10 protein-coding genes and 3 CRISPR repeat arrays (1 of these 13 cut by a window edge) are annotated in these 20,884 nt (G+C 34.8%); of the genes, 7 read left to right on the top strand and 3 right to left on the bottom strand.

Going from position 1 to position 20,884, the window contains the following annotated elements:
- A CRISPR array of direct repeats spans window positions 1-4,043; the repeat unit is 30 nt; unit sequence GCTAAAATCAGACTATTTTAGGATTGAAAT; it reaches 7,825 nt to the left of the window's first position.
- A gap of 103 nt (window positions 4,044-4,146) precedes the next feature.
- Window positions 4,147-5,433: a CRISPR direct-repeat array (repeat unit 30 nt; unit sequence GCTAAAATCAGACTATTTTAGGATTGAAAT).
- Window positions 5,434-5,535: 102 nt separating this feature from the next.
- A CRISPR array of direct repeats spans window positions 5,536-6,960; the repeat unit is 30 nt; unit sequence GCTAAAATCAGACTATTTTAGGATTGAAAT.
- Between the two features lie 407 nt (window positions 6,961-7,367).
- Together MCBB_RS06435 and MCBB_RS06430 are read left to right on the top strand one after the other, a co-directional pair.
- On the top strand, window positions 7,368-9,917 hold the full coding sequence (locus MCBB_RS06435; RefSeq protein ID WP_171899099.1) for a NosD domain-containing protein: 2,550 nt from the start codon (window positions 7,368-7,370) through the stop codon (window positions 9,915-9,917).
- A gap of 108 nt (window positions 9,918-10,025) precedes the next feature.
- Window positions 10,026-10,355 carry a hypothetical protein gene (locus MCBB_RS06430; protein ID WP_071906983.1) on the top strand — a complete coding sequence of 110 codons (330 nt, stop codon included), beginning with the start codon at window positions 10,026-10,028 and terminating at the stop codon, window positions 10,353-10,355.
- A gap of 114 nt (window positions 10,356-10,469) precedes the next feature.
- Here MCBB_RS06430 and MCBB_RS06425 read toward each other — a convergent pair whose 3' ends face one another.
- A complete protein-coding gene (locus tag MCBB_RS06425; RefSeq protein WP_071906982.1) occupies window positions 10,470-10,652 on the bottom strand; it encodes a hypothetical protein in 183 nt (60 codons plus the stop codon).
- A gap of 534 nt (window positions 10,653-11,186) precedes the next feature.
- Here MCBB_RS06425 and MCBB_RS12355 point away from each other — a divergent pair.
- From MCBB_RS12355 to MCBB_RS06410, 4 genes are all read left to right on the top strand, one after another.
- Window positions 11,187-11,321: a hypothetical protein gene (locus MCBB_RS12355; protein ID WP_269454981.1), complete on the top strand. Its 135-nt coding sequence runs from the start codon at window positions 11,187-11,189 to the stop codon at window positions 11,319-11,321.
- Between the two features lie 92 nt (window positions 11,322-11,413).
- Window positions 11,414-12,298, top strand: coding sequence for a tetratricopeptide repeat protein (locus MCBB_RS06420; RefSeq protein WP_071906981.1), 885 nt, complete (start codon window positions 11,414-11,416; stop codon window positions 12,296-12,298).
- Between the two features lie 338 nt (window positions 12,299-12,636).
- Entirely contained in the window at window positions 12,637-13,965 is a 1,329-nt protein-coding gene (locus MCBB_RS06415) for an ATP-binding protein (RefSeq protein ID WP_071906980.1), read from the top strand.
- 246 nt (window positions 13,966-14,211) lie between these two features.
- Window positions 14,212-15,234, top strand: a complete 1,023-nt coding sequence (locus MCBB_RS06410; RefSeq protein ID WP_071906979.1) for an adenylosuccinate synthetase — start codon at window positions 14,212-14,214, stop codon at window positions 15,232-15,234.
- A 244-nt stretch (window positions 15,235-15,478) separates the two neighbouring features.
- Here MCBB_RS06410 and MCBB_RS06405 read toward each other — a convergent pair whose 3' ends face one another.
- Window positions 15,479-16,537: a transposase gene (locus MCBB_RS06405; protein ID WP_084789876.1), complete on the bottom strand. Its 1,059-nt coding sequence runs from the start codon at window positions 16,535-16,537 to the stop codon at window positions 15,479-15,481.
- Window positions 16,538-17,108: 571 nt separating this feature from the next.
- Here MCBB_RS06405 and MCBB_RS06400 point away from each other — a divergent pair.
- Window positions 17,109-19,757 (top strand): right-handed parallel beta-helix repeat-containing protein, encoded by a 2,649-nt coding sequence (locus MCBB_RS06400; RefSeq protein WP_071906978.1) that lies wholly within the window; start codon window positions 17,109-17,111, stop codon window positions 19,755-19,757.
- Window positions 19,758-19,986: 229 nt separating this feature from the next.
- On the opposite strand, the gene MCBB_RS06395 is transcribed toward MCBB_RS06400, so the two are convergent.
- The gene (locus tag MCBB_RS06395; protein WP_071906977.1) at window positions 19,987-20,700 is read right to left on the bottom strand and encodes a hypothetical protein; all 714 of its coding nucleotides are present in this window, start codon (window positions 20,698-20,700) and stop codon (window positions 19,987-19,989) included.
- Between the last annotated feature and the right edge of the window lie 184 nt (window positions 20,701-20,884).

The raw sequence follows: 20,884 nt of genomic DNA, 5'->3' as shown, positions 1-20,884 counted from the left end.
TCTATCTGGATAAATTGTTTTTGCTAAAATCAGACTATTTTAGGATTGAAATTTTTCAGATCATTGTTGTCAGAAAAAAAAGAATTATGCTAAAATCAGACTATTTTAGGATTGAAATATATCCATTAGCCACTTACCTTGTACCCTATGACTAGCTAAAATCAGACTATTTTAGGATTGAAATTTCACAGAGTTACAAGATGTCTGCAAAGCATGTAACGCTAAAATCAGACTATTTTAGGATTGAAATCCTTACATGTTTTTGACCTTTTAACAAGTGCTTGTCAGCTAAAATCAGACTATTTTAGGATTGAAATGGCACATATTGAAACAAAAATCAAGGAATGGGACTTGGGCTAAAATCAGACTATTTTAGGATTGAAATAGGATAAATTCTATAATTCAATGTTTGAAGTGGATAGCTAAAATCAGACTATTTTAGGATTGAAATGTAATGTTTTGAGGGAAGGATATTATGGTAAAGGTGAGCTAAAATCAGACTATTTTAGGATTGAAATAACCCTACAATTAATGCAAGAATTAATGGGATAGCTAGCTAAAATCAGACTATTTTAGGATTGAAATGAATCTGTTTTAGGCAAACTTTATTTAGATATTAAAAGCTAAAATCAGACTATTTTAGGATTGAAATACTATCTAGAAGACATTGAAGACATAGACATGATAATAGCTAAAATCAGACTATTTTAGGATTGAAATAAAGGTGGATACATTGTAAATAGAAAGTGGTTGGAAGCTAAAATCAGACTATTTTAGGATTGAAATTATCCTTATTCAAATGCCAAAGCTTAGCCCTTTCACGCTAAAATCAGACTATTTTAGGATTGAAATAAACTTGCTGCATCAATAGTTGCAGCAGTTAAATAAGCTAAAATCAGACTATTTTAGGATTGAAATACTTCTTTAATCTCATCCGTGTTTAAAGTCATGTATGGCTAAAATCAGACTATTTTAGGATTGAAATTTATAATAATAGTATTTCACACTGTTAGCGGTGAATTGCTAAAATCAGACTATTTTAGGATTGAAATATATAATTAAGCGTTAATAGGTGCATGTGTCGGTATGCTAAAATCAGACTATTTTAGGATTGAAATTTAAATCGTTTTAAAAGGTAAAACATTATTTCATGAGCTAAAATCAGACTATTTTAGGATTGAAATAAGAACTGTTAATGGAATTGATGGTAATGGATTTGAGCTAAAATCAGACTATTTTAGGATTGAAATGCAGGTGAATAATACTATTAATTTTAATTTTATATCAAAAAGCTAAAATCAGACTATTTTAGGATTGAAATTTATTTAAGAGGATGGTTATAAGAAAACAGCTCTCAAGCTAAAATCAGACTATTTTAGGATTGAAATGCAGCAACCCTGAAAGTGTTGAATATATCCTAATCTGCTAAAATCAGACTATTTTAGGATTGAAATATCATTAAATCAGGTTAACAATACCCGGTTTGATAAGGCTAAAATCAGACTATTTTAGGATTGAAATTTTTAATTCAAGGTCAATGTTCAACAAGTTGTATCCGCTAAAATCAGACTATTTTAGGATTGAAATCCGCATCACCTCTTTGCTAAGGTAGGATATATTTCGGCTAAAATCAGACTATTTTAGGATTGAAATGGGTTCCTTCTAATTCAGGGATTGCATCGTTTATATGCTAAAATCAGACTATTTTAGGATTGAAATTACTTTTTAGGTATTTAATAATATATTCAACGCATTGCTAAAATCAGACTATTTTAGGATTGAAATCAACACTCACAGATGAAACCATAAACTTTGACCTCCGCTAAAATCAGACTATTTTAGGATTGAAATGACTAAACACGCTAATAAGATACAGCGTTTAGGATGGCTAAAATCAGACTATTTTAGGATTGAAATAATGGTGGATTGGTCATGATAATATCAGCTTCATATGCTAAAATCAGACTATTTTAGGATTGAAATAAAAAAGATCACACCCCTTTAATGAAGTATACTGAAGCTAAAATCAGACTATTTTAGGATTGAAATTCTGTTACGAAGTGTTGTTCTTTCTCACAGTCACGGGCTAAAATCAGACTATTTTAGGATTGAAATTACGCATTGGATCCACAGGGATAGTTTTCAGCTGGTAGCTAAAATCAGACTATTTTAGGATTGAAATAGGAGATGAATGAGATGGTAAATGTAGATGAAAAAGGCTAAAATCAGACTATTTTAGGATTGAAATATATGGATGTTTATATGCTAACATCACATTTTTCATAGCTAAAATCAGACTATTTTAGGATTGAAATATACATCCAAACTAAAACAGTTACCTTCTATGCAAAGCTAAAATCAGACTATTTTAGGATTGAAATATAAAATTAAGAATATTACTCAAGTTGTGGATTTAAGCTAAAATCAGACTATTTTAGGATTGAAATTAGATTGAAGTGATATAATTATAAGCCTGTGAGATGGCTAAAATCAGACTATTTTAGGATTGAAATTCCTTAATGTGCTTAGGTCTGTTTTTATTTCTGAGAGCTAAAATCAGACTATTTTAGGATTGAAATAATTTCAGATGCAGCATCTTGATTTAATAATTTATTAGCTAAAATCAGACTATTTTAGGATTGAAATTTTGCAATCCAATTAACTGCAATATCTCCAGTATACACGCTAAAATCAGACTATTTTAGGATTGAAATTATTTTACCTTGTCGTTTTCGTGAGGTTAGGTGGTGCTAAAATCAGACTATTTTAGGATTGAAATCTCAGGGATAGTAGTAGATTGGCGTGATAACTATATGCTAAAATCAGACTATTTTAGGATTGAAATGAGATTTAATCCCCTTATTAAACATCCACGTACAATGGGCTAAAATCAGACTATTTTAGGATTGAAATATACCAAACCTCGAAAATATTACGGTCACGATGTTTGCTAAAATCAGACTATTTTAGGATTGAAATGTAGTTCTCTGGCGATAAGTGTAAACCTCTTAGGATGCTAAAATCAGACTATTTTAGGATTGAAATTTAATTGAACTTCATTAAAATAAGTCGTTGGAGCTTGGCTAAAATCAGACTATTTTAGGATTGAAATTTCTGTAGAGTAGAACACAACTCTACTGATATATTTTGCTAAAATCAGACTATTTTAGGATTGAAATTAAGTTGGAGCTTCTGTAGGTACATCTACAACTGGTGCTAAAATCAGACTATTTTAGGATTGAAATTACATTTTTTAAATTTAACTAAAAACGCTATTTTTTTGCTAAAATCAGACTATTTTAGGATTGAAATTCAATAATTACTCCAGAATTACTTTTCTGGAAATCAGCTAAAATCAGACTATTTTAGGATTGAAATTCTTCCCACATTCGTTTATTGTAAAACATATTGTTAATAGCTAAAATCAGACTATTTTAGGATTGAAATAAGAAGTTATAAAAAAGGCATTAATTAATTATTCTAACGCTAAAATCAGACTATTTTAGGATTGAAATTCCATAGACACTGAAGCACTTACAAAAGATGTAACGCTAAAATCAGACTATTTTAGGATTGAAATGAACATACAACTCTTTTTGATCAGAATCGTAATATTGCTAAAATCAGACTATTTTAGGATTGAAATAAGGAGTATGTTGCAGAGTATGAAGAGCTTAAAGAGGGCTAAAATCAGACTATTTTAGGATTGAAATTAAACCAAGGAACAGTTACATTTAACACGACAACCCGCTAAAATCAGACTATTTTAGGATTGAAATTAAGCATCATTTATCTGCTTTTGAAGAAATGCTCTTGCTAAAATCAGACTATTTTAGGATTGAAATTACAAAGTAAAAGAAGATTGGAAATGTTGGTTCTTGCTAAAATCCGACTATTTTAGGATTGAAATTGACAAAGGCAAGCCAGAGGTGTGAAATTGAATGAGGCTAAAATCAGACTATTTTAGGATTGAAATTCATTTGGACAGTTAGGACGAATATTAAAATTTAAAGGCTAAAATCAGACTATTTTAGGATTGAAATCAAGTTAAACAACCTACCTGCTGAAACAATTTTTTAGCTAAAATCAGACTACTATTTTAGGATTGAAATTAAACAAAATGAATTAAATAAGCTGCAACAATTGTGCTAAAATCAGACTATTTTAGGATTGAAATTCACTTTTAACCTCATCATAATTACAATCATAATCAGCTAAAATCAGACTATTTTAGGATTGAAATCTTCATAATCCTTTGTAACCTCCCAAGTCCCTCTTCGCTAAAATCAGACTATTTTAGGATTGAAATCATAGTATCCCATCAGGCTATTTAATGTGTTACATGCGCTAAAATCAGACTATTTTAGGATTGAAATCCTATCCCCCTTATCAAGCATTGGATGGGCATCAAATGCTAAAATCAGACTATTTTAGGATTGAAATTATTGAATAATACCCATGCTGAGCCTCCCGTTTCAAGCTAAAATCAGACTATTTTAGGATTGAAATGCTTCAGGGGTTGTTCAAAATATTGTGATGAGATATAGCTAAAATCAGACTATTTTAGGATTGAAATTTGGGAATTCATTCACATTTGCAATCACCCTGTGAAGCTAAAATCAGACTATTTTAGGATTGAAATCTTCATAATCCTTTGTAACCTATTTAATCGATCCTCGCTAAAATCAGACTATTTTAGGATTGAAATTGATTTTCATGAACTCGTGTGTCCTTCTAAGGTTGGGGCTAAAATCAGACTATTTTAGGATTGAAATACCTTGAATTTAGTATGATCAAACACTCCGTTGTGCTAAAATCAGACTATTTTAGGATTGAAATTATTTGTTTGAAACATAATAGAATCATAATGTGTACGCTAAAATCAGACTATTTTAGGATTGAAATTAAAATTACTAAACAAATGAGCAAAGCAACCATATTGCTAAAATCAGACTATTTTAGGATTGAAATTCAATGAATTTAATGTATTGCATGCAAGGACTGAATGCTAAAATCAGACTATTTTAGGATTGAAATTTAAAAATGGGAAGTGGAATAGGTTTAACATTGATAGCTAAAATCAGACTATTTTAGGATTGAAATTATTATTATCCTTATTGATGTTGATCCTTATGTGGCGCTAAAATCAGACTATTTTAGGATTGAAATTAAGTGGAATAAAACATCAAGGGGGAACTTTGAAACGCTAAAATCAGACTATTTTAGGATTGAAATACTATAATATAATAATAATATAATAAAACTGCAAACGCTAAAATCAGACTATTTTAGGATTAAAATTAACAAATGCAGATGTGACGTTAAACTTGAAAAAGAGCTAAAATCAGACTATTTTAGGATTGAAATTATAAATTGATTTAAAAAATAAAATTAGAAAATAGGGCTAAAATCAGACTATTTTAGGATTAAAATTATAATTTAGGGTGGGGATCATCTTTGAACATAGTCGGCTAAAATCCGAAACAGTTAGTTTAACCATTCAAACATGGAACAAGATCATCTTTGAACATAGTCGGCTAAAATCAGACTATTTTAGGATTGAAATTTTTTGATACTGAATTATCACACTGGAGAGACAAAGAGCTAAAATCAGACTATTTTAGGATTGAAATGCTTTAGTTGCCTCATATAATGCAATTAAGGCTCCCTGGCTAAAATCAGACTATTTTAGGATTGAAATATGGATCAGACAGAAGGTTCTGAATTAACTGATGTAGGCTAAAATCAGACTATTTTAGGATTGAAATTGATAAAGTCTATTTGGGATAGGTCGGAGCTCCAATGTGCTAAAATCAGACTATTTTAGGATTGAAATAAAGATTTCATGACTAGAGCACATTCAGCAGAATTATGCTAAAATCAGACTATTTTAGGATTGAAATCTTTCCACAACTTCAAGAACTAAACACCTTCGTGGGCTAAAATCAGACTATTTTAGGATTGAAATTCAACCTTCAATGCAATAGCTTATGCAAATGCCAATAGCTAAAATCAGACTATTTTAGGATTGAAATCAGGCTAGAGGCATATTTAGCACTTGATAACTTAGGCTAAAATCAGACTATTTTAGGATTGAAATCAGAGTTTATGATTGAATCTTAGCTTCAAACTTCTAGCTAAAATCAGACTATTTTAGGATTGAAATATATTTATGTGCCTTGTCTAATTTCATTTTTTCACTAGCTAAAATCAGACTATTTTAGGATTGAAATGTAATTGTCCAAGTTGCAACGTTCATGGGAGGATTCGCTAAAATCAGACTATTTTAGGATTGAAATACTGAACCTGTTATTTTAACGTCAGTTGATAGTGCAGCTAAAATCAGACTATTTTAGGATTGAAATTACACTGTTTAATGTTAAGTATGAACTGTAATCTGTGCTAAAATCAGACTATTTTAGGATTGAAATGTGTGAAAGTGGATTATAATGCTATGGCTAACTCAACAGGCTAAAATCAGACTATTTTAGGATTGAAATATAATCTTCCTCCCAGGGAATGCTACCCGGTGATAGAGCTAAAATCAGACTATTTTAGGATTGAAATCAGCAAAAAAGGGGAACATCAATATAAACACTTGCTAAAATCAGACTATTTTAGGATTGAAATTATTTTGTCCTTAAATTCTACCTCTGAGATTCTATCGCTAAAATCAGACTATTTTAGGATTGAAATAGCCCCCCTCAGTTGCTTGTATTGTTTCAAAGTTTGGCTAAAATCAGACTATTTTAGGATTGAAATAGATATGTGATGATCACAGGAAGCACATTGAAGAAAGCTAAAATCAGACTATTTTAGGATTGAAATTAGAGATCGTTCAGTTTCCAGCTTTTATAATAAAAAGCTAAAATCAGACTATTTTAGGATTGAAATCATCAGTAGGTACAATTGGATTTGCAGCTTCACTGTGCTAAAATCAGACTATTTTAGGATTGAAATGGTTTAAAATTATTACCCTACTTACATCCTCATACATGCTAAAATCAGACTAATTGTTAATCCTATTTTTTAGTTTAATTCCGCATTGTGATTGCTCTTAAAACAGTTATTTTTTGTAAAAATACTATTTTAGATTTAATTTTAATATAATGTCTTGTTTTATAATTTATTAATCGAATTTAAGAGTTAAATGAAGTTCAATTTTATTTCATAAGCTTTTTTCACTTTTTGTATTTTTAAACTCACGATCTTTTTCCTTGATATTTTCACAACTTATTAAAAAAACTGAAACTTTTTTGTGAGTTATGTAACAAAAATATAAAAGTTTTTATAAGGGGAATGTGTAGACTAATAATTTTCTTAGAAACGAAGGGAGGTGAAATATGATGAAATTTAATGGGATTATCATGTTATGTATTACGTTTCTTGGTTTTTTTGCGTGTTTAAGCAGTGTCAGTGCAGCCGATGTTAGCATTGATAACAACACCTGGGCTGTAACTGATATCCAGAATTATTTCAATGGGATGACAGTTCATGGTTTAACAATATCCAATGGAGATAATGTGATTTTCCAAGCTGGTGACTACCTTAATTTAGCATTAACTGTGAAAAATAGTGTTAATATTCTTGCCAATGGTGCTGTAAACTTCATTGGAAAGGGGGCAACCATTGGTATCACCGTATCCAATGTCAACAACGTGAACATAACCGGATTAAGCGTAAGCAACTACACCTACGGGATATATTTAGGTAGGTCTAACAACACGGATATCGTTAATAACACCGTTAATAATAACCGTAAAAATGGAATAACACTTGATGCAGCTTCTAATACTGATGTTATTAACAATACTATGTACAACAACACCAATCGTGGAATCTATTTATCTTCTGCTGTTAATTCTTCCGTCTCCAACAACATAATCTGTAACAGTTTGAGTAACGGCGGAATTGTTCTGGCTACTTCCATTAATTCATACCTAGTTAACAACACACTAAATCACAATGTAGATGGAATATATGTATACTCAAACGCAGTTAACACTACTGTACTTGGCAACGTGGTGAGTAACGATACGAGCAATGGAATAGTGCTTGGAGACTACAGTTCTTCGGCATTTAATAACACGGTGATCAACAACACTGTGAACAACAATAATATTTACGGAATTCGCTTGATCAATACAGTTAATTCCACCATAGCAGAGAATAATGTGTTTAACAATACCTTTGCTGGAATTGGTTTAGTGTACAACGCGGTTAATTCCAATATAACTGAGAACAACGTGTCTAACAATAGAGGTACTGGAATTGGTGTATCTACCTCCTCTAACTCAACTGTAAGAGGTAACACCGTCAATAACAACAAGGGATCTGGAATCACCTTATCAAATTCAGTTAATTCCACTGTGGGAGGTAACGTTGTTTCTAACAACAGTCAAAACGGGATAATCATAACGGGTACAGGAAATTCAACTGTAAAACATAATACATTTTCTAACAACACATTATCTGGAGTTAGATTGGCTAATTCAGGTAATTCTGTGACTGATAACTCTGTAACCGGTAACAGCGTCGGTGTTTCAACTTATGCAACTAACAACGCTGTAAATAACAACAACATCACAAACAATGGTGCTGGTATTTTAATTGGTTATAACAGTGCAGTTATTGTTCTGGGAGAGAATAACCTATCCAACAACCTTTACGGACTCACTATCACAGGAAACAATGACAGGTTAACTAACTTTGTCATTGAAAACAATACAAACGGTATCATTCTTAATGGTATCAACAACATCCTGAACAATGTGACCAGTAGTAACAACACCAATGCAGGATTGATATTTAATTCAACATCCTCTGGTAGCCTATTCACCAGTGGTTCAGTAACAAACAGCGGTATTGGCATTGTTATGAATGGTCAGAAAGACTCTGTTTTGAGCTCCACAATCCTAAAAAACACAGGAAACGGTTTCACAGTAAATGGATTCAACAACACACTAAACTACAACAGAATATACCAGAATAACTGGGGTTTGAACAACACAGGCAGCAACACCAATGCTAACTTGAACTGGTGGGGAATTAACAACGCACCAACTCAAATTACCAATTCAGGCACAAACCTAAATATGATCTACTGGTACGTTCTGCAGTTATCCGCCAATAACTTCAACACAACTGTTAACGCTACACAAACACTCAACGCGGGTGATTCTGTAACTTTAGGCTATTCCCTGGAAACTAATGTTCCAGTGACAAGTAACAAAGAACTGTTACCCTACTTCAAGGTTACAATAACGAAACCAGATGGCAGTACCATTACAGGAGACATAAGAAACACCGCAGTTAGTTACACCAGCACGGCCAAAAAAGGCACCGTAAACTCAATTCAATCTACAGCTGACAACGAGAACATTAGACTATCCATAGATACGCCAACTTCTGATTTAGCTGTCAATAAAACAGTGAACAATAAAAAACCTCCTGTGAATGATAAAATTGTTTACACAATTACAGTGACAAACAATGGTCCAGATAATGCAACCGATGTCTTTGTGAAGGATTTACTCCCAAAGGGACTTAAATTTATCTCTGCTGATGGAAGATACAATCCCTCAACAGGACTATGGAGTATTGGAGATTTACAAAGTGGCGAAACTGCTGTACTAAACATCATTGCACAAGTGATTCAGTCCAATGCGAACATAACAAACACAGCAACAGTGTACCAGACCAACTACGACCCAAACAATACCAATGACCAGTCAGACATCACCATAAACGTTGGAAAAGATTCTGATCCAACAAGTGGAGGACGTGTAGTTAGAAAAGATGTTGCAGTTAATGTAAATGCTGAGACAGTTACAATGAAAAACACTGGTGTGCCAGTTTCAGTATTAGTACTAGGTATCTTAGCGGTATTTGGTGGAATGTTACAAAGGAGGAAATAAACCTCCATTTTACCCATTTTTTTATGAAGGATTAATTCTAAAGAGGCTTTAGAGAAAAATTGATGAATTAAACCATATAAAAATAATAAATGACTGATAATTAGGAGAGTGCATATAATTTCTGAAGATAAATGGGACGAGTTAATCCAAAAAATATGCGTATTTTTAGAAAAAGAAGATTTATCCGATGATCACGACGATCCCTATGATATCAATGACCCTTACGATGATCATATCACGTTGGTACCTCTCAATAAAGAAATTGGAGATTCTCAGTTGGATGATTTAATTGAAATGGTTACTGAAGACCATTTATCCCATGAAATTATTGAAAAATCAAATAAAACAGCTTTAAAGATAGAGTCAATTAACAACAAGGGTCCCTGTTTAAAGGTTTATTTGGCTCCTTATGCCCACAATCTCTTTCCTAATGATTGAATTATTAAATATTCTGTTCATGGTTTAAAAGAAAATTCCATTATAAAAGAAAATTCCATTATAAAAGAAAATTCCATTATAAAAGAAAATTCCAGTATATAAAAGAAGAAATGATTAACTCTCCATTATCAATCCCACATCGTAGCGTGTCCCGCAATCTGGACAGATGTAAATGACCCTGTAGGTTGAACCATCCTTCAGGAAGGAGGTGTGGAATCCTTTTTCAAATCCGCATACTTCACATACTCGAAATTCTTCTCCAACTTCGACTTCTCTGATTTTTTCATTTTCATCCATTTAAAACACCAATGGTATTTGGTTCTTAAGATTTTTAAGGGTTATGATCAGAGTTGAAAAATTCAGTGTGATGAAAAAAGTCAAAAGCCACGTCTAGGCTGAGGTTGGTTGTCACGGAAACAAATATCGAGTTTATTTATTCTACAACTCGTTGTTGATTTAAAAACTGCACCTGAAAAGTTTAAATATATAATTTAAATAAAGGAGCTGAGGAAACGTAGATCAGTTAAGTGGGTGTGTCTGGTCTTTTTAGAAGTACCTTTTACAATCTTACGTTTCCTCCAAAAAATGGTATGATACAATAGCATACGAAAACTTATTTGTACCACAGTACTGATCATGCATGTCGTACCTTATAAAAGTTTCTAAAAAAAATCAATTTTTTCCATGCTTGGCCTCAATTTGATGGTGTTGACTATTAATTTTTTTGAAGCATGTTCCACCAAAATCCACTTCTAAAACATTTTTTAAGCTGAAACAGGATCATCACATGTTTTTATGGTGTAAATCTGATGATATTAAAATCGAATTGTCATGAAATTACCTTTTTTAATTCAAACAGCACCTCCATGGCTTGTCAACAGTGCAGATACTCCTCATGAATTGTGCCCCATATTTGATGAAGGCATTCTGGATGGAATCTGCACAAAAAACTGGATAAGTTATTAACCATGTAACCCAATGAATTATTAAATATACAATCCTTGGGGATGTGCCATATTTTTTTGCACGCCACCTTATCTTTTTAGGGGAGTGTTACATTGGACTTAAGTAAATATAAGAAAAGAGTAGCTACCAAAAAGGCTTACAGAAAATTTAGACGGGAAAAATATGAAGAATCCTTAGTTCTTTACAATAACATTTTAGAAACTTATCCAGAGCATACCAATGCATGGTTTGGTAAAGCATTGGTTTTAGAAGCAATGGGAAAACTTGAAGATGCTTTGAAGTTCTATGATAAAACCTTAGAACAGGACCCAAAGTACTTTGGGGCATGGTACAATCGGGGAAATACTCTCGTTAAGCTTGAAAGGTTTTCTGAGGCTTTGAAGAGTTATGATGCTGCCTTGAATCTGGATCCTGAGCACTTCGGGGCATGGTACAATCGGGGAAATACTCTCGTTAAGCTTGAAAGGTTTTCTGAGGCTTTGGATAGTTATGATGAGGCTTTGAAGCTGGATCCAAAGAATGTTGAAGCATTGTACAATAGGGGTTACGCCTTGGCGTATTTGGAGAGGTTTTCTGAGGCTTTGGATAGTTATGATGAGGTTTTAAAGAGGGATTCAAAGTATTTTGATGCATGGTACAATAGGGGTTACACCTTGGCGTATTTGGAGAGGTTTTCTGAGGCTTTGGATAGTTATGATGAGGCTTTGAAGCTGGATCCAAAGAATGCTGAACTATGGTACAACCGGGCTAAAACCTTTGAAAATCTTGATAAACCTCAGGAAGCCATAGAGAGTTATGATGAATCCTTAAGAATTGACCTGAACTTCGTTGATGCATGGTACCGTAGGGGTATGGTCATGGTAAGTTTAGGTAAAGATCAAGAAGCACTGGAATGTTTTGACAAGGCCCTGGAGTTGAATCCTGATTTTAAGCCGGCCTTAAAAGCTAAAAAAGATATCTCAAATGAGAAGTCATAATCCTTTTTTTCACAGATCTTTTTTTAAAGGTTCTCAGAACCATCAACAGTTAAATTTTGATTGAATAGGTGTTCTCAGCATCTAATAATCTTTATAATTGAAATTGACTTTGAAATCTTTTTTTTGTGATGCGAAAATAGATTGAAACAGGAAAAATGGGGCCTGGTCTTCCAACTTTTTTGATCCAAACTCAAACCTCAAAATGGTACCATGAGAAACATGTCACTTAAAAGCATGATAAATCTTATAAATACGTTACAAGAATAAAGAAATATCTTAAGTTAAATAGGCCTCCAATTAATTAATATTTATCCAAAAAAAGATGTTAAAGTGATTCAATGAACTACTACCACGATGAAAAAATGGAGAAGCTCTTCCAGGTTCTGGAACAGCCAAAATCCCTTGAAGAGATAGATCTCTCGGAGTCATTCATAAAGAACCTTATTCTGAAGATCATATCAAGCTATGGAAACATTAAGGTCAATCAGATCCATGAAATAACAGGTTTACATGTGGATATCCTTGAAAAATGTTTGAGAGCAATGGAGAAACAGGAATTCTGTGCCCAGACAGGGGGAAGTTTTCTCTTCCCAAGTGTTGAGTACACCATAAAGGAGAGGGGACATGAAAAGGCCAAAAAATTGATGGAGGAAAACCCCTACATGGGTATAGCCCCTGTGACATATGAGGAGTACTTCAAGATAATGGAGGTACAGCTCAAGGGCAGGTTCCCAATCCACATCCCAGAGCAGGTGATTGAGGATGCTCTCAAGGATGTTGTTGGTGTTGAAGGTGCTAAAAAAACCCTTGTAGAAGCTGCAATTGGTGGAAAAGGATTCTTCATATATGGACCTCCAGGAACAGGTAAAACCTTCCTGACAAGTAAGATGTCGGATCTTCTACCTCCACTTCTAATTCCAAAGTTCATAGAGTTCAGTGGAGATGTTATACAGCTTTACGACCCTGATTTCCACAAGGCACGTGAGGAACAGCCTGATGATCCGCGTTGGGTTAAGATCTACGCACCATTCGTGTTCACAGGTTCCGAACTTTCAACTGAGAAACTGGAAACCAACTTCAACCCCAACAAGGGAGTCTACGAAACTTCCCCAATAATAAAGGCCAACGGTGGAGTGCTCCTCCTCGACGACCTGGGAAGGCAGAAGGAGGATCACAACGCCCTTCTGAACAGGTTGATCGTGCCCCTGGAGAACAAGAAGGACGTTGTGTATATCAAGGGTGCTCCTGTAATCGTTCACACCCACTTCATACCATCATTCTCAACCAACCTTGCCATTACCATAGTTGATGAGGCCCACCTCAGACGTGCACCATTGAACATCATGCTGGACCCACCAAGTCCAGATGAGATCGTCACGGTTTTCAAGAAGAACCTGGATGCAATGCACGAGGACTACGATGATGATGTGCTTGAGAGGTTCAAGAACGTCTACGTGCCCATGGTCTACGGTGGAGAACAGCTCAAACCAACCTTCGCACATGCAAGGGACGTGGCTCAGATAGCTCAGGCAGTTCGTATAAGGCGTGGAGAAGACAGGATAACAAAGGAAATACTGGAAGAAGCTTTGGATGGACATATTCTTGTCTCGCTTCAGCGGAAGTACACGCCTGAACTCTTCGAGAGGATCATAAGCCAAAAACAGTAAGATGCATAAAATCCCAAAATATGCATTTAAAACTCTTTAAAAGATATTTTACCCTATTTAATGGGTTTATATCATCATTGTTTTCTTAATATTTTTTATAAAGGGTTTTGGGAATTTTTTATAAACAATGGAAAGGTTTTTATTCAAGGCCCATACAATATAAAAGAGGCTGAAAAAAAATTTTTACATCCACAGCATTTTTAGAAAAAGGGAAGATTTTATAGGAATTTATCAGGAGATTTTCACATGACATGCAACATACTTGTTGGCGGAGGATGGGGAGACGAAGGTAAGGGAAAATGCATAACCTACCTTTGTTCAAACGATAAACCGAATATCATAGCAAGAGCTGGAGTAGGCCCAAATGCAGGGCATTCAGTTGAATTTAACGGCGAAAAATATGGATTGAGGATGATACCTTCAGGATTCGTGCACACCGATGCAAGGCTTCTCATAGGTGCGGGAGTCCTGGTGGACCCTGAGGTGTTCCACTACGAACTCAACTACCTGAACAAGTACCATGTTAAGGAGAGAACCTTTGCAGACTACCGCTGCTCAATCATTGAAGAAAAACATAAACAGCAGGATCGAGCTTCAGACTACCTCTCAAAGAACATAGGAACCACAGGAAGTGGATGCGGACCTGCAAACAGTGACAGGGTTATGAGGGTTGCAAAACTCGCAAGCCAAATCGAGGAAATGGAAGGCTACACAGCAGACGTGCCAACAGAGGTCAACGAGGCCATAGACAATGGTGAAGATGTTTTCATCGAAGGGTCCCAAGGATTTGGATTATCACTTTACTACGGAACCTACCCCTACGTAACCAGTAAGGACACAACTGCAAGTACAGCAGCAGCAGATGTTGGAGTGGGCCCAACCAAGATCGATGAGGTCATAGTTGTATTCAAATCTTATATCACACGTGTGGGTGCAGGACCATTCAAAACAGAGATAACTCAGGAACGTGCAGAGGAAATGCACATAGAAGAGTACGGAACAGTCACAGGAAGAAGGAGACGTGTTGGTGTTTTTGACATGGAACTTGCCAAGGAATCATGCATGATAAATGGGGCAACCCAGATAGCATTGACATGTGTTGACAGGCTCTTCCCACAGTGCGAACGTGTCAAGGAGTACAGTCAGCTCTCACCTGAAGTTAAAAACTTCGTTGAAGAGATACAGACTGAAACTGGAGTTCCTGTAACCATAATATCCACAGGACCTGACATGACAGACACCGTTGACCTCAGAGACGAATTACTCTGACTCAACACTTCCTTAATTTCTTTTAACCTCCTTTTTATATCTTAAAATTATCCAGATTTCATAATTATTTTCTTTAATTTATAACCTTTTTAATACTCTATCTTTTATTTTTAAAATTAATTTAATAATGTTTGTTTTTTAATTTATGAGGCCTTATTTTAAAATAATAACATTTATTAAAGTTTTTAAAGGTTAATATGGCTAAATCTAGTCATTATATTAATTTTTTAGGGTCTTGGTTTTTTTAGGTTTCGGAGAGCTTTTGTAGGGATGTTTTTGTGTTGTAGCCTGTTGTTGTGAGTAGTCCTGCTAAAAATACAGTTAGTATAGTTGTTCTTTGTGCTGATTCGGGTGTATATTTATGTAATTTTTTCAGACTTAGTCCTGATTTGCATAATTTGAAGAAGTCTTCGATTTTTCCACGTATGGGTTTGTATTGTTTCCAATTTTCTATTTTTTGGATTAATACATTTTTTAACGTGTTGTATAATTTTTTAGACTTTTTTTCGGTCTTTTTATCCTTAAATACCTGTAATGGGTAGGTTAACTTGTCGTCTAATTTTTGTATTTTGAAGTTTTCTTTGGGAAAAATTAAAGGAACGATTTTATATTTGGAAATTCCGATTTGATAGTTCTTATAGCTGTAATATCCTTTATCAAATAGTATGATGTCTCCTTTTCGAATTATTCGCCTTTTTCGGAGGTTTTCCATTATCTCTGCGAATATCTTGGAATCGTGTGGCGCTCCAGAATGGATTAAAATAGCAACAGGCATTGCAGACGTATGTTCTATGACAACAGTTGCTTTAAAGCCAATATAAAATCCATAAGAGGATGAATAACTCCATTTCAGGTCCTGTTTTTCCAGGTATTCTTTAGAACGATGTTTACGTTGTATATTGTAATCTAAGTCCACCGGTGTGGCATCAACAATAAATGTCCGTTTTCCACGTCTTTTAAGTGGTTTAATTTGCATTAATATACTATTTACCATTTTAATGTACGTATCGGGTTTAAATCGTGCCAAAAATTCTGAAACTTGAACAGCACTTGGAACATCATTGATTTTGAAGAATTTTCGCAACTTTTTATCCCTTTTTAACTCAGAAACAACAAACTCAACAGTTATATTAAAGAAAATAGGAGTAAAAATGATTTTAATTGATAAAATCATCATATTAATATTTCTAACGCCTTTAGAGGCTATTATTGTCCGGGATTTTCTGGAACCGATAATTTTAAATATTTTACCTAACAAGATATAGTTTGGGTCTTCTTTACTGTAATTTAAGTGGTGCTTCATTTTTATCGTCAAATAAAACTATGTAAACACCAATACTTAAATTTAACGGTTTAGAAGCCCACTTATTCTCATAAAACAAAAATAAAAAAGTATTTTAAAAAACAAAACTAACATTAATCCCTAAAAAGTGGAAAACTAGAAGGAAAATCCTCATTTTCAACAAGAAAAATCTAAGACCCTATAATTTTTTTTTTCAATGATCTTGAACTTGGAAAAAAATAGGGCATAGATGAGTTGTTTTAATTTTTTTGTAAAAATCTCTTCTTTTCTTGGGGATTGAACATTTTGAATGTTTATTGAATATTCGAGTGTTCATTTAATCAGTTTTTAAATGGTAATATTGGATTTTATTTTTATATTTTGGTTAATCTGTTGTGGAACTGTTTAATTTAAAGTGTTATCTCTTATGGATTTGATATTTTTTGTTAATTGTTTTTATTTGCCTTTATTCTCCGTGTTTTTGGCTATTAAATCCGAAGTTTTATTTACTGTGAATGTATTATGTTAATTGGGATATGATACTATGATAATATTTTATCCGGAACGAGCATGAAGGAGGTGAAAAAGACCAATGGAAACCAAAAACAAACAAATTACGATTAAAATTCCATTGTTGTTATTAATGTGTGTGGTTTTGTTTTCTTTTGGTGTTAGTGCGGTAAGTGCAGCAGGTACAGATAATTCCACAATCTATGTTAACACACAAGGAAACGATAGTTGGGATGGATTATCGCCAGTATATAACACTACAAGCGGGCCAAAAAAGACCATAACAAATGCCACAGGCACAGTAGCAACAAACGGAACAGTTCACATAGCACAGGGAACCTACAACGAATCTGGAATAACAATAAACACTAACATGACAATCACAGGTGAAAACCAGGACAACACCATAATCAACGGACAACAAAGCGGAACCCCAATATTCACCATTGCAAATGGAATAACAGCCAACATAAACAACCTAACACTAACCAACAACACCGCAGTATTCAGTGGTGCTATCTACAATGGTGGTAGTTTGACTGTGGGTAATAGTACATTCACGGGTAATAAAGCCGATGGTAATGGTGGTGCTATCTATAATGATGGTAGTTTGACTGTGGGTAATAGTACATTCACAGGTAACAAAGCCAATAGTGGTGGTGCCATCTGCAACAATGGTGGTAGTTTGACTGTGGGTAATAGTACATTCACAGGTAACACTGCAACCAATTATGGTGGTGCCATCTGCAACTATGGTGGTAGTTTGACTGTGGGTAATAGTACATTCACAGGTAACACTGCAACCAATTATGGTGGTGCCATCTACAATGGTGGTGGTAGTTTGACTGTGGGTAATAGTACATTCACGGGTAATAAAGCCGATGTTAGTGGTGGAGCCATCTGCAACTATGATAATTTGACTGTGGTTAACAGTGCATTCACGGGTAATAAAGCCGATGTTAATGGTGGTGCTATCTACAATGGTGGTAGTTTGACTGTGGGTAATAGTACATTCACGGGCAACACTGTAACCAATTATGGTGGTGCTATCTATAATGATGGTGGTAATGTAACAGTTACAAATTCCACATTCGCAGGCAACACTGCAAGTAATGGTGGAGCAATCATTAATATGAATGGTAAATTAACAGTGACAAGCACCATAATTAACAACAACAACGCAGCCAATGATGGTGGAGCAATCAGCAATTATGGTAATTTAACAGTAACAAACTCCCTAATTAAAAACAACAGTGCAGCATATTACGGTGGAGCCATAGAAAATTATGGAACTTTAACTTTAACTAAAAGCACACTCACAGGCAACAGTGCAGCATCCGGTGGAGCAATCTTCAACGCGGCGATGGGTACTTCAACAGTTACAAACTGCACACTCACAGGCAACACTGCAGAATATTATGGTGGAGCGATCTACAATGGTGGTGGTAGTAATGTAACGGTTACAAATTCCACACTCACAGGCAACACCGCAAGTAATGGTGGAGCGATCTACACTTATGGTGATGTAAGAGTTACAAACTGCACACTTAAGAACAATACTGCAAGAAATAATGGTGGAGCAATCTTCAATGATGGTGGTAATGTAACAGTTACAAATTCCACACTTAGTAAGAACAATGCAACAAATGGTGGAGCAATCTTCAATAGTTATTATCTTACTTTAACAGTTACAAACTGCACACTCACAGGCAACAGCGCAACAAATGGTGGAGCGATCTACAATCGTAATTATCAGGTTACGGTTGTTAGTTTTAGTAGTATTGTGAATAACTCTGCAAGTCTTGGTAGTGCTATTTATAATGAGTTTGGTGTTATAGATGTTAAGTACAATTGGTGGGGTTCTAATGATCCTGTATGGACAAGCATCTTATATGGAATGTCAAATCCCATAAACTGGTTATACATGACAATAAATGCCACACCAACTACTATTAACAATACTCAAAGCAGTTTAGTCACAGTTAGCTTCAACAACCTCTATAATGGCACTACGGTTACTTCATTCGATCCTAGTACAAATCACATACTTGATGGAACACCTGTAACCTACAGCAGTACGCTGGGAACTTTCAATCCTGCAACCGCCACAACGGTTAATGGTATTGCAACAACCTTATTCACTGCAAAACACGGAGGAACAGGTAACCTCAATGCAACTACAGATAATCAAACAGTTACACAACTTTTCACTGTGAATCCAGTATCCTACCTGTATCTGAACACTACAACATCCAAAAAGAACCCAACTGCTGGTGAAACATTCATGTTAACCTACAAACTCAGTAACAAGGGGCCAGACAATGCAACCAATGTTACAGTATCTTTCCAGATACCATCTGGTTTGGAATTTGTAAGTGCGAGTGTTGATAACGGAACATGGACCTACAATCCAACCAACAGGACCCTAACATGGACTCTCAGCAACGTGGCAGTTGGAGATCCTTACTTATACCTCACAGTGAGGGCATCAGGAACTGGAAGCTACGCCATAGCACCAACGATAACCTCAGAAACATTCAACAGGAACACAGACCCACTAACACCATTTACAATCAACGTAAAAGCACAGAACAACTCTAATGGTAATACAGTGAACGCTGCATCAACAACAAAAACAATACCAATGCAAACCACAGGAATGCCAATAACAGGGCTCGTACTGGCAATTTTAGCTGTTCTTGGAGGAACATTAACGCCAAGGAAGAAATAAACCAATTTAAACCTTTTTTATTCTTTTTTTAAGGATCAAAAGTTATGCTTATTTAATAGGTGTTCAAATATTCATAATATTTTAATTTTTAATTTAAGGTTTGTTTTTAAAGTCAAACTAATTTTATGGGCTTTTTTTTGAAAATTAAGTTTATATTAAAAAAAATAGTTAATTAAAAATTTTAAAAAAATTTCCTAAAAAAAATGAGTTCAGGAATTCATCCCGGATTTCAGGATTCCTTCCTTGGCTCCCCCATTTCTTCTATCTCATCTGCAACGTGCCAGTGGTCTCCATGTTTCTCTGCTCGTCTTATGAAGTACACACCAAGGAGTGCTCCAACTATTCCACCAGCTGTGTCTGTGAATAGGTCGTTCATTGTATCATCAATGGCGTTCTGGGTTGGTGAGCCCTGCATCTGGGTGTTTCCAGTTATCTCCCCTATCACAGTGTGGGAGAGGTACTTGTCATAGGTGTACTCACCCATCTCAAGCATGGCTCCAAATCCTATGGTTACAATAACAATAAGGATGGCCATTCCCCGTACACTGGCCTTCAGCTTGCCGTAGAAGTACAGGGTGTAAACAGCCATCATACCTATGAGTGCAACGTAAAGGGGCAGCATGAAATGCATGAAGTTATCGTAGTGGGGTATTCTCACGTAGAGTCCCATTGCATCCCCACCAACAAGTTCGAACAGAACCATTGCAAGAAGAAGAAGTTCGATCTCAACTGGAATGGCACGTATCATGTTCCTTGTGAAGAAGGACGGTGCATGCATGATCACAAGGGCCACCAGTATGAGGACTCCGAATATTCTCTCTGAACCTGTTGCACCACCGAATATGGTGATGTAGATACCTGCGGCCAGGAGGAAAACCCTCAACGCAATGAGTAATTTTCTCTCTGTTGGGTTTATATTTTCATCGGGTTTGAAGTAGCTCATATCTAACCTCCAAATCAACAATTCAAATCATTGAAGCTATTAATCTAAAACATCTTTGTGATCTCATTATCTCCTTTTATTATTTATTTTTTTATATTTTTAACTGGATTCTGGCGGTACATTCACTTCCAACCCATTTTTTCTGAATTTTGTTCAGGGATCATGGGCAATAGCTTTAAGTACA

It is taken from the genome of Methanobacterium congolense, from assembly GCF_900095295.1.
In the GTDB taxonomy this organism is placed as follows: Archaea; Methanobacteriota; Methanobacteria; order Methanobacteriales; family Methanobacteriaceae; genus Methanobacterium_C; species Methanobacterium_C congolense.
Note: the sequence above shows the minus strand (reverse complement) of the source record. Positions and strands in the feature narration are given on the sequence as shown.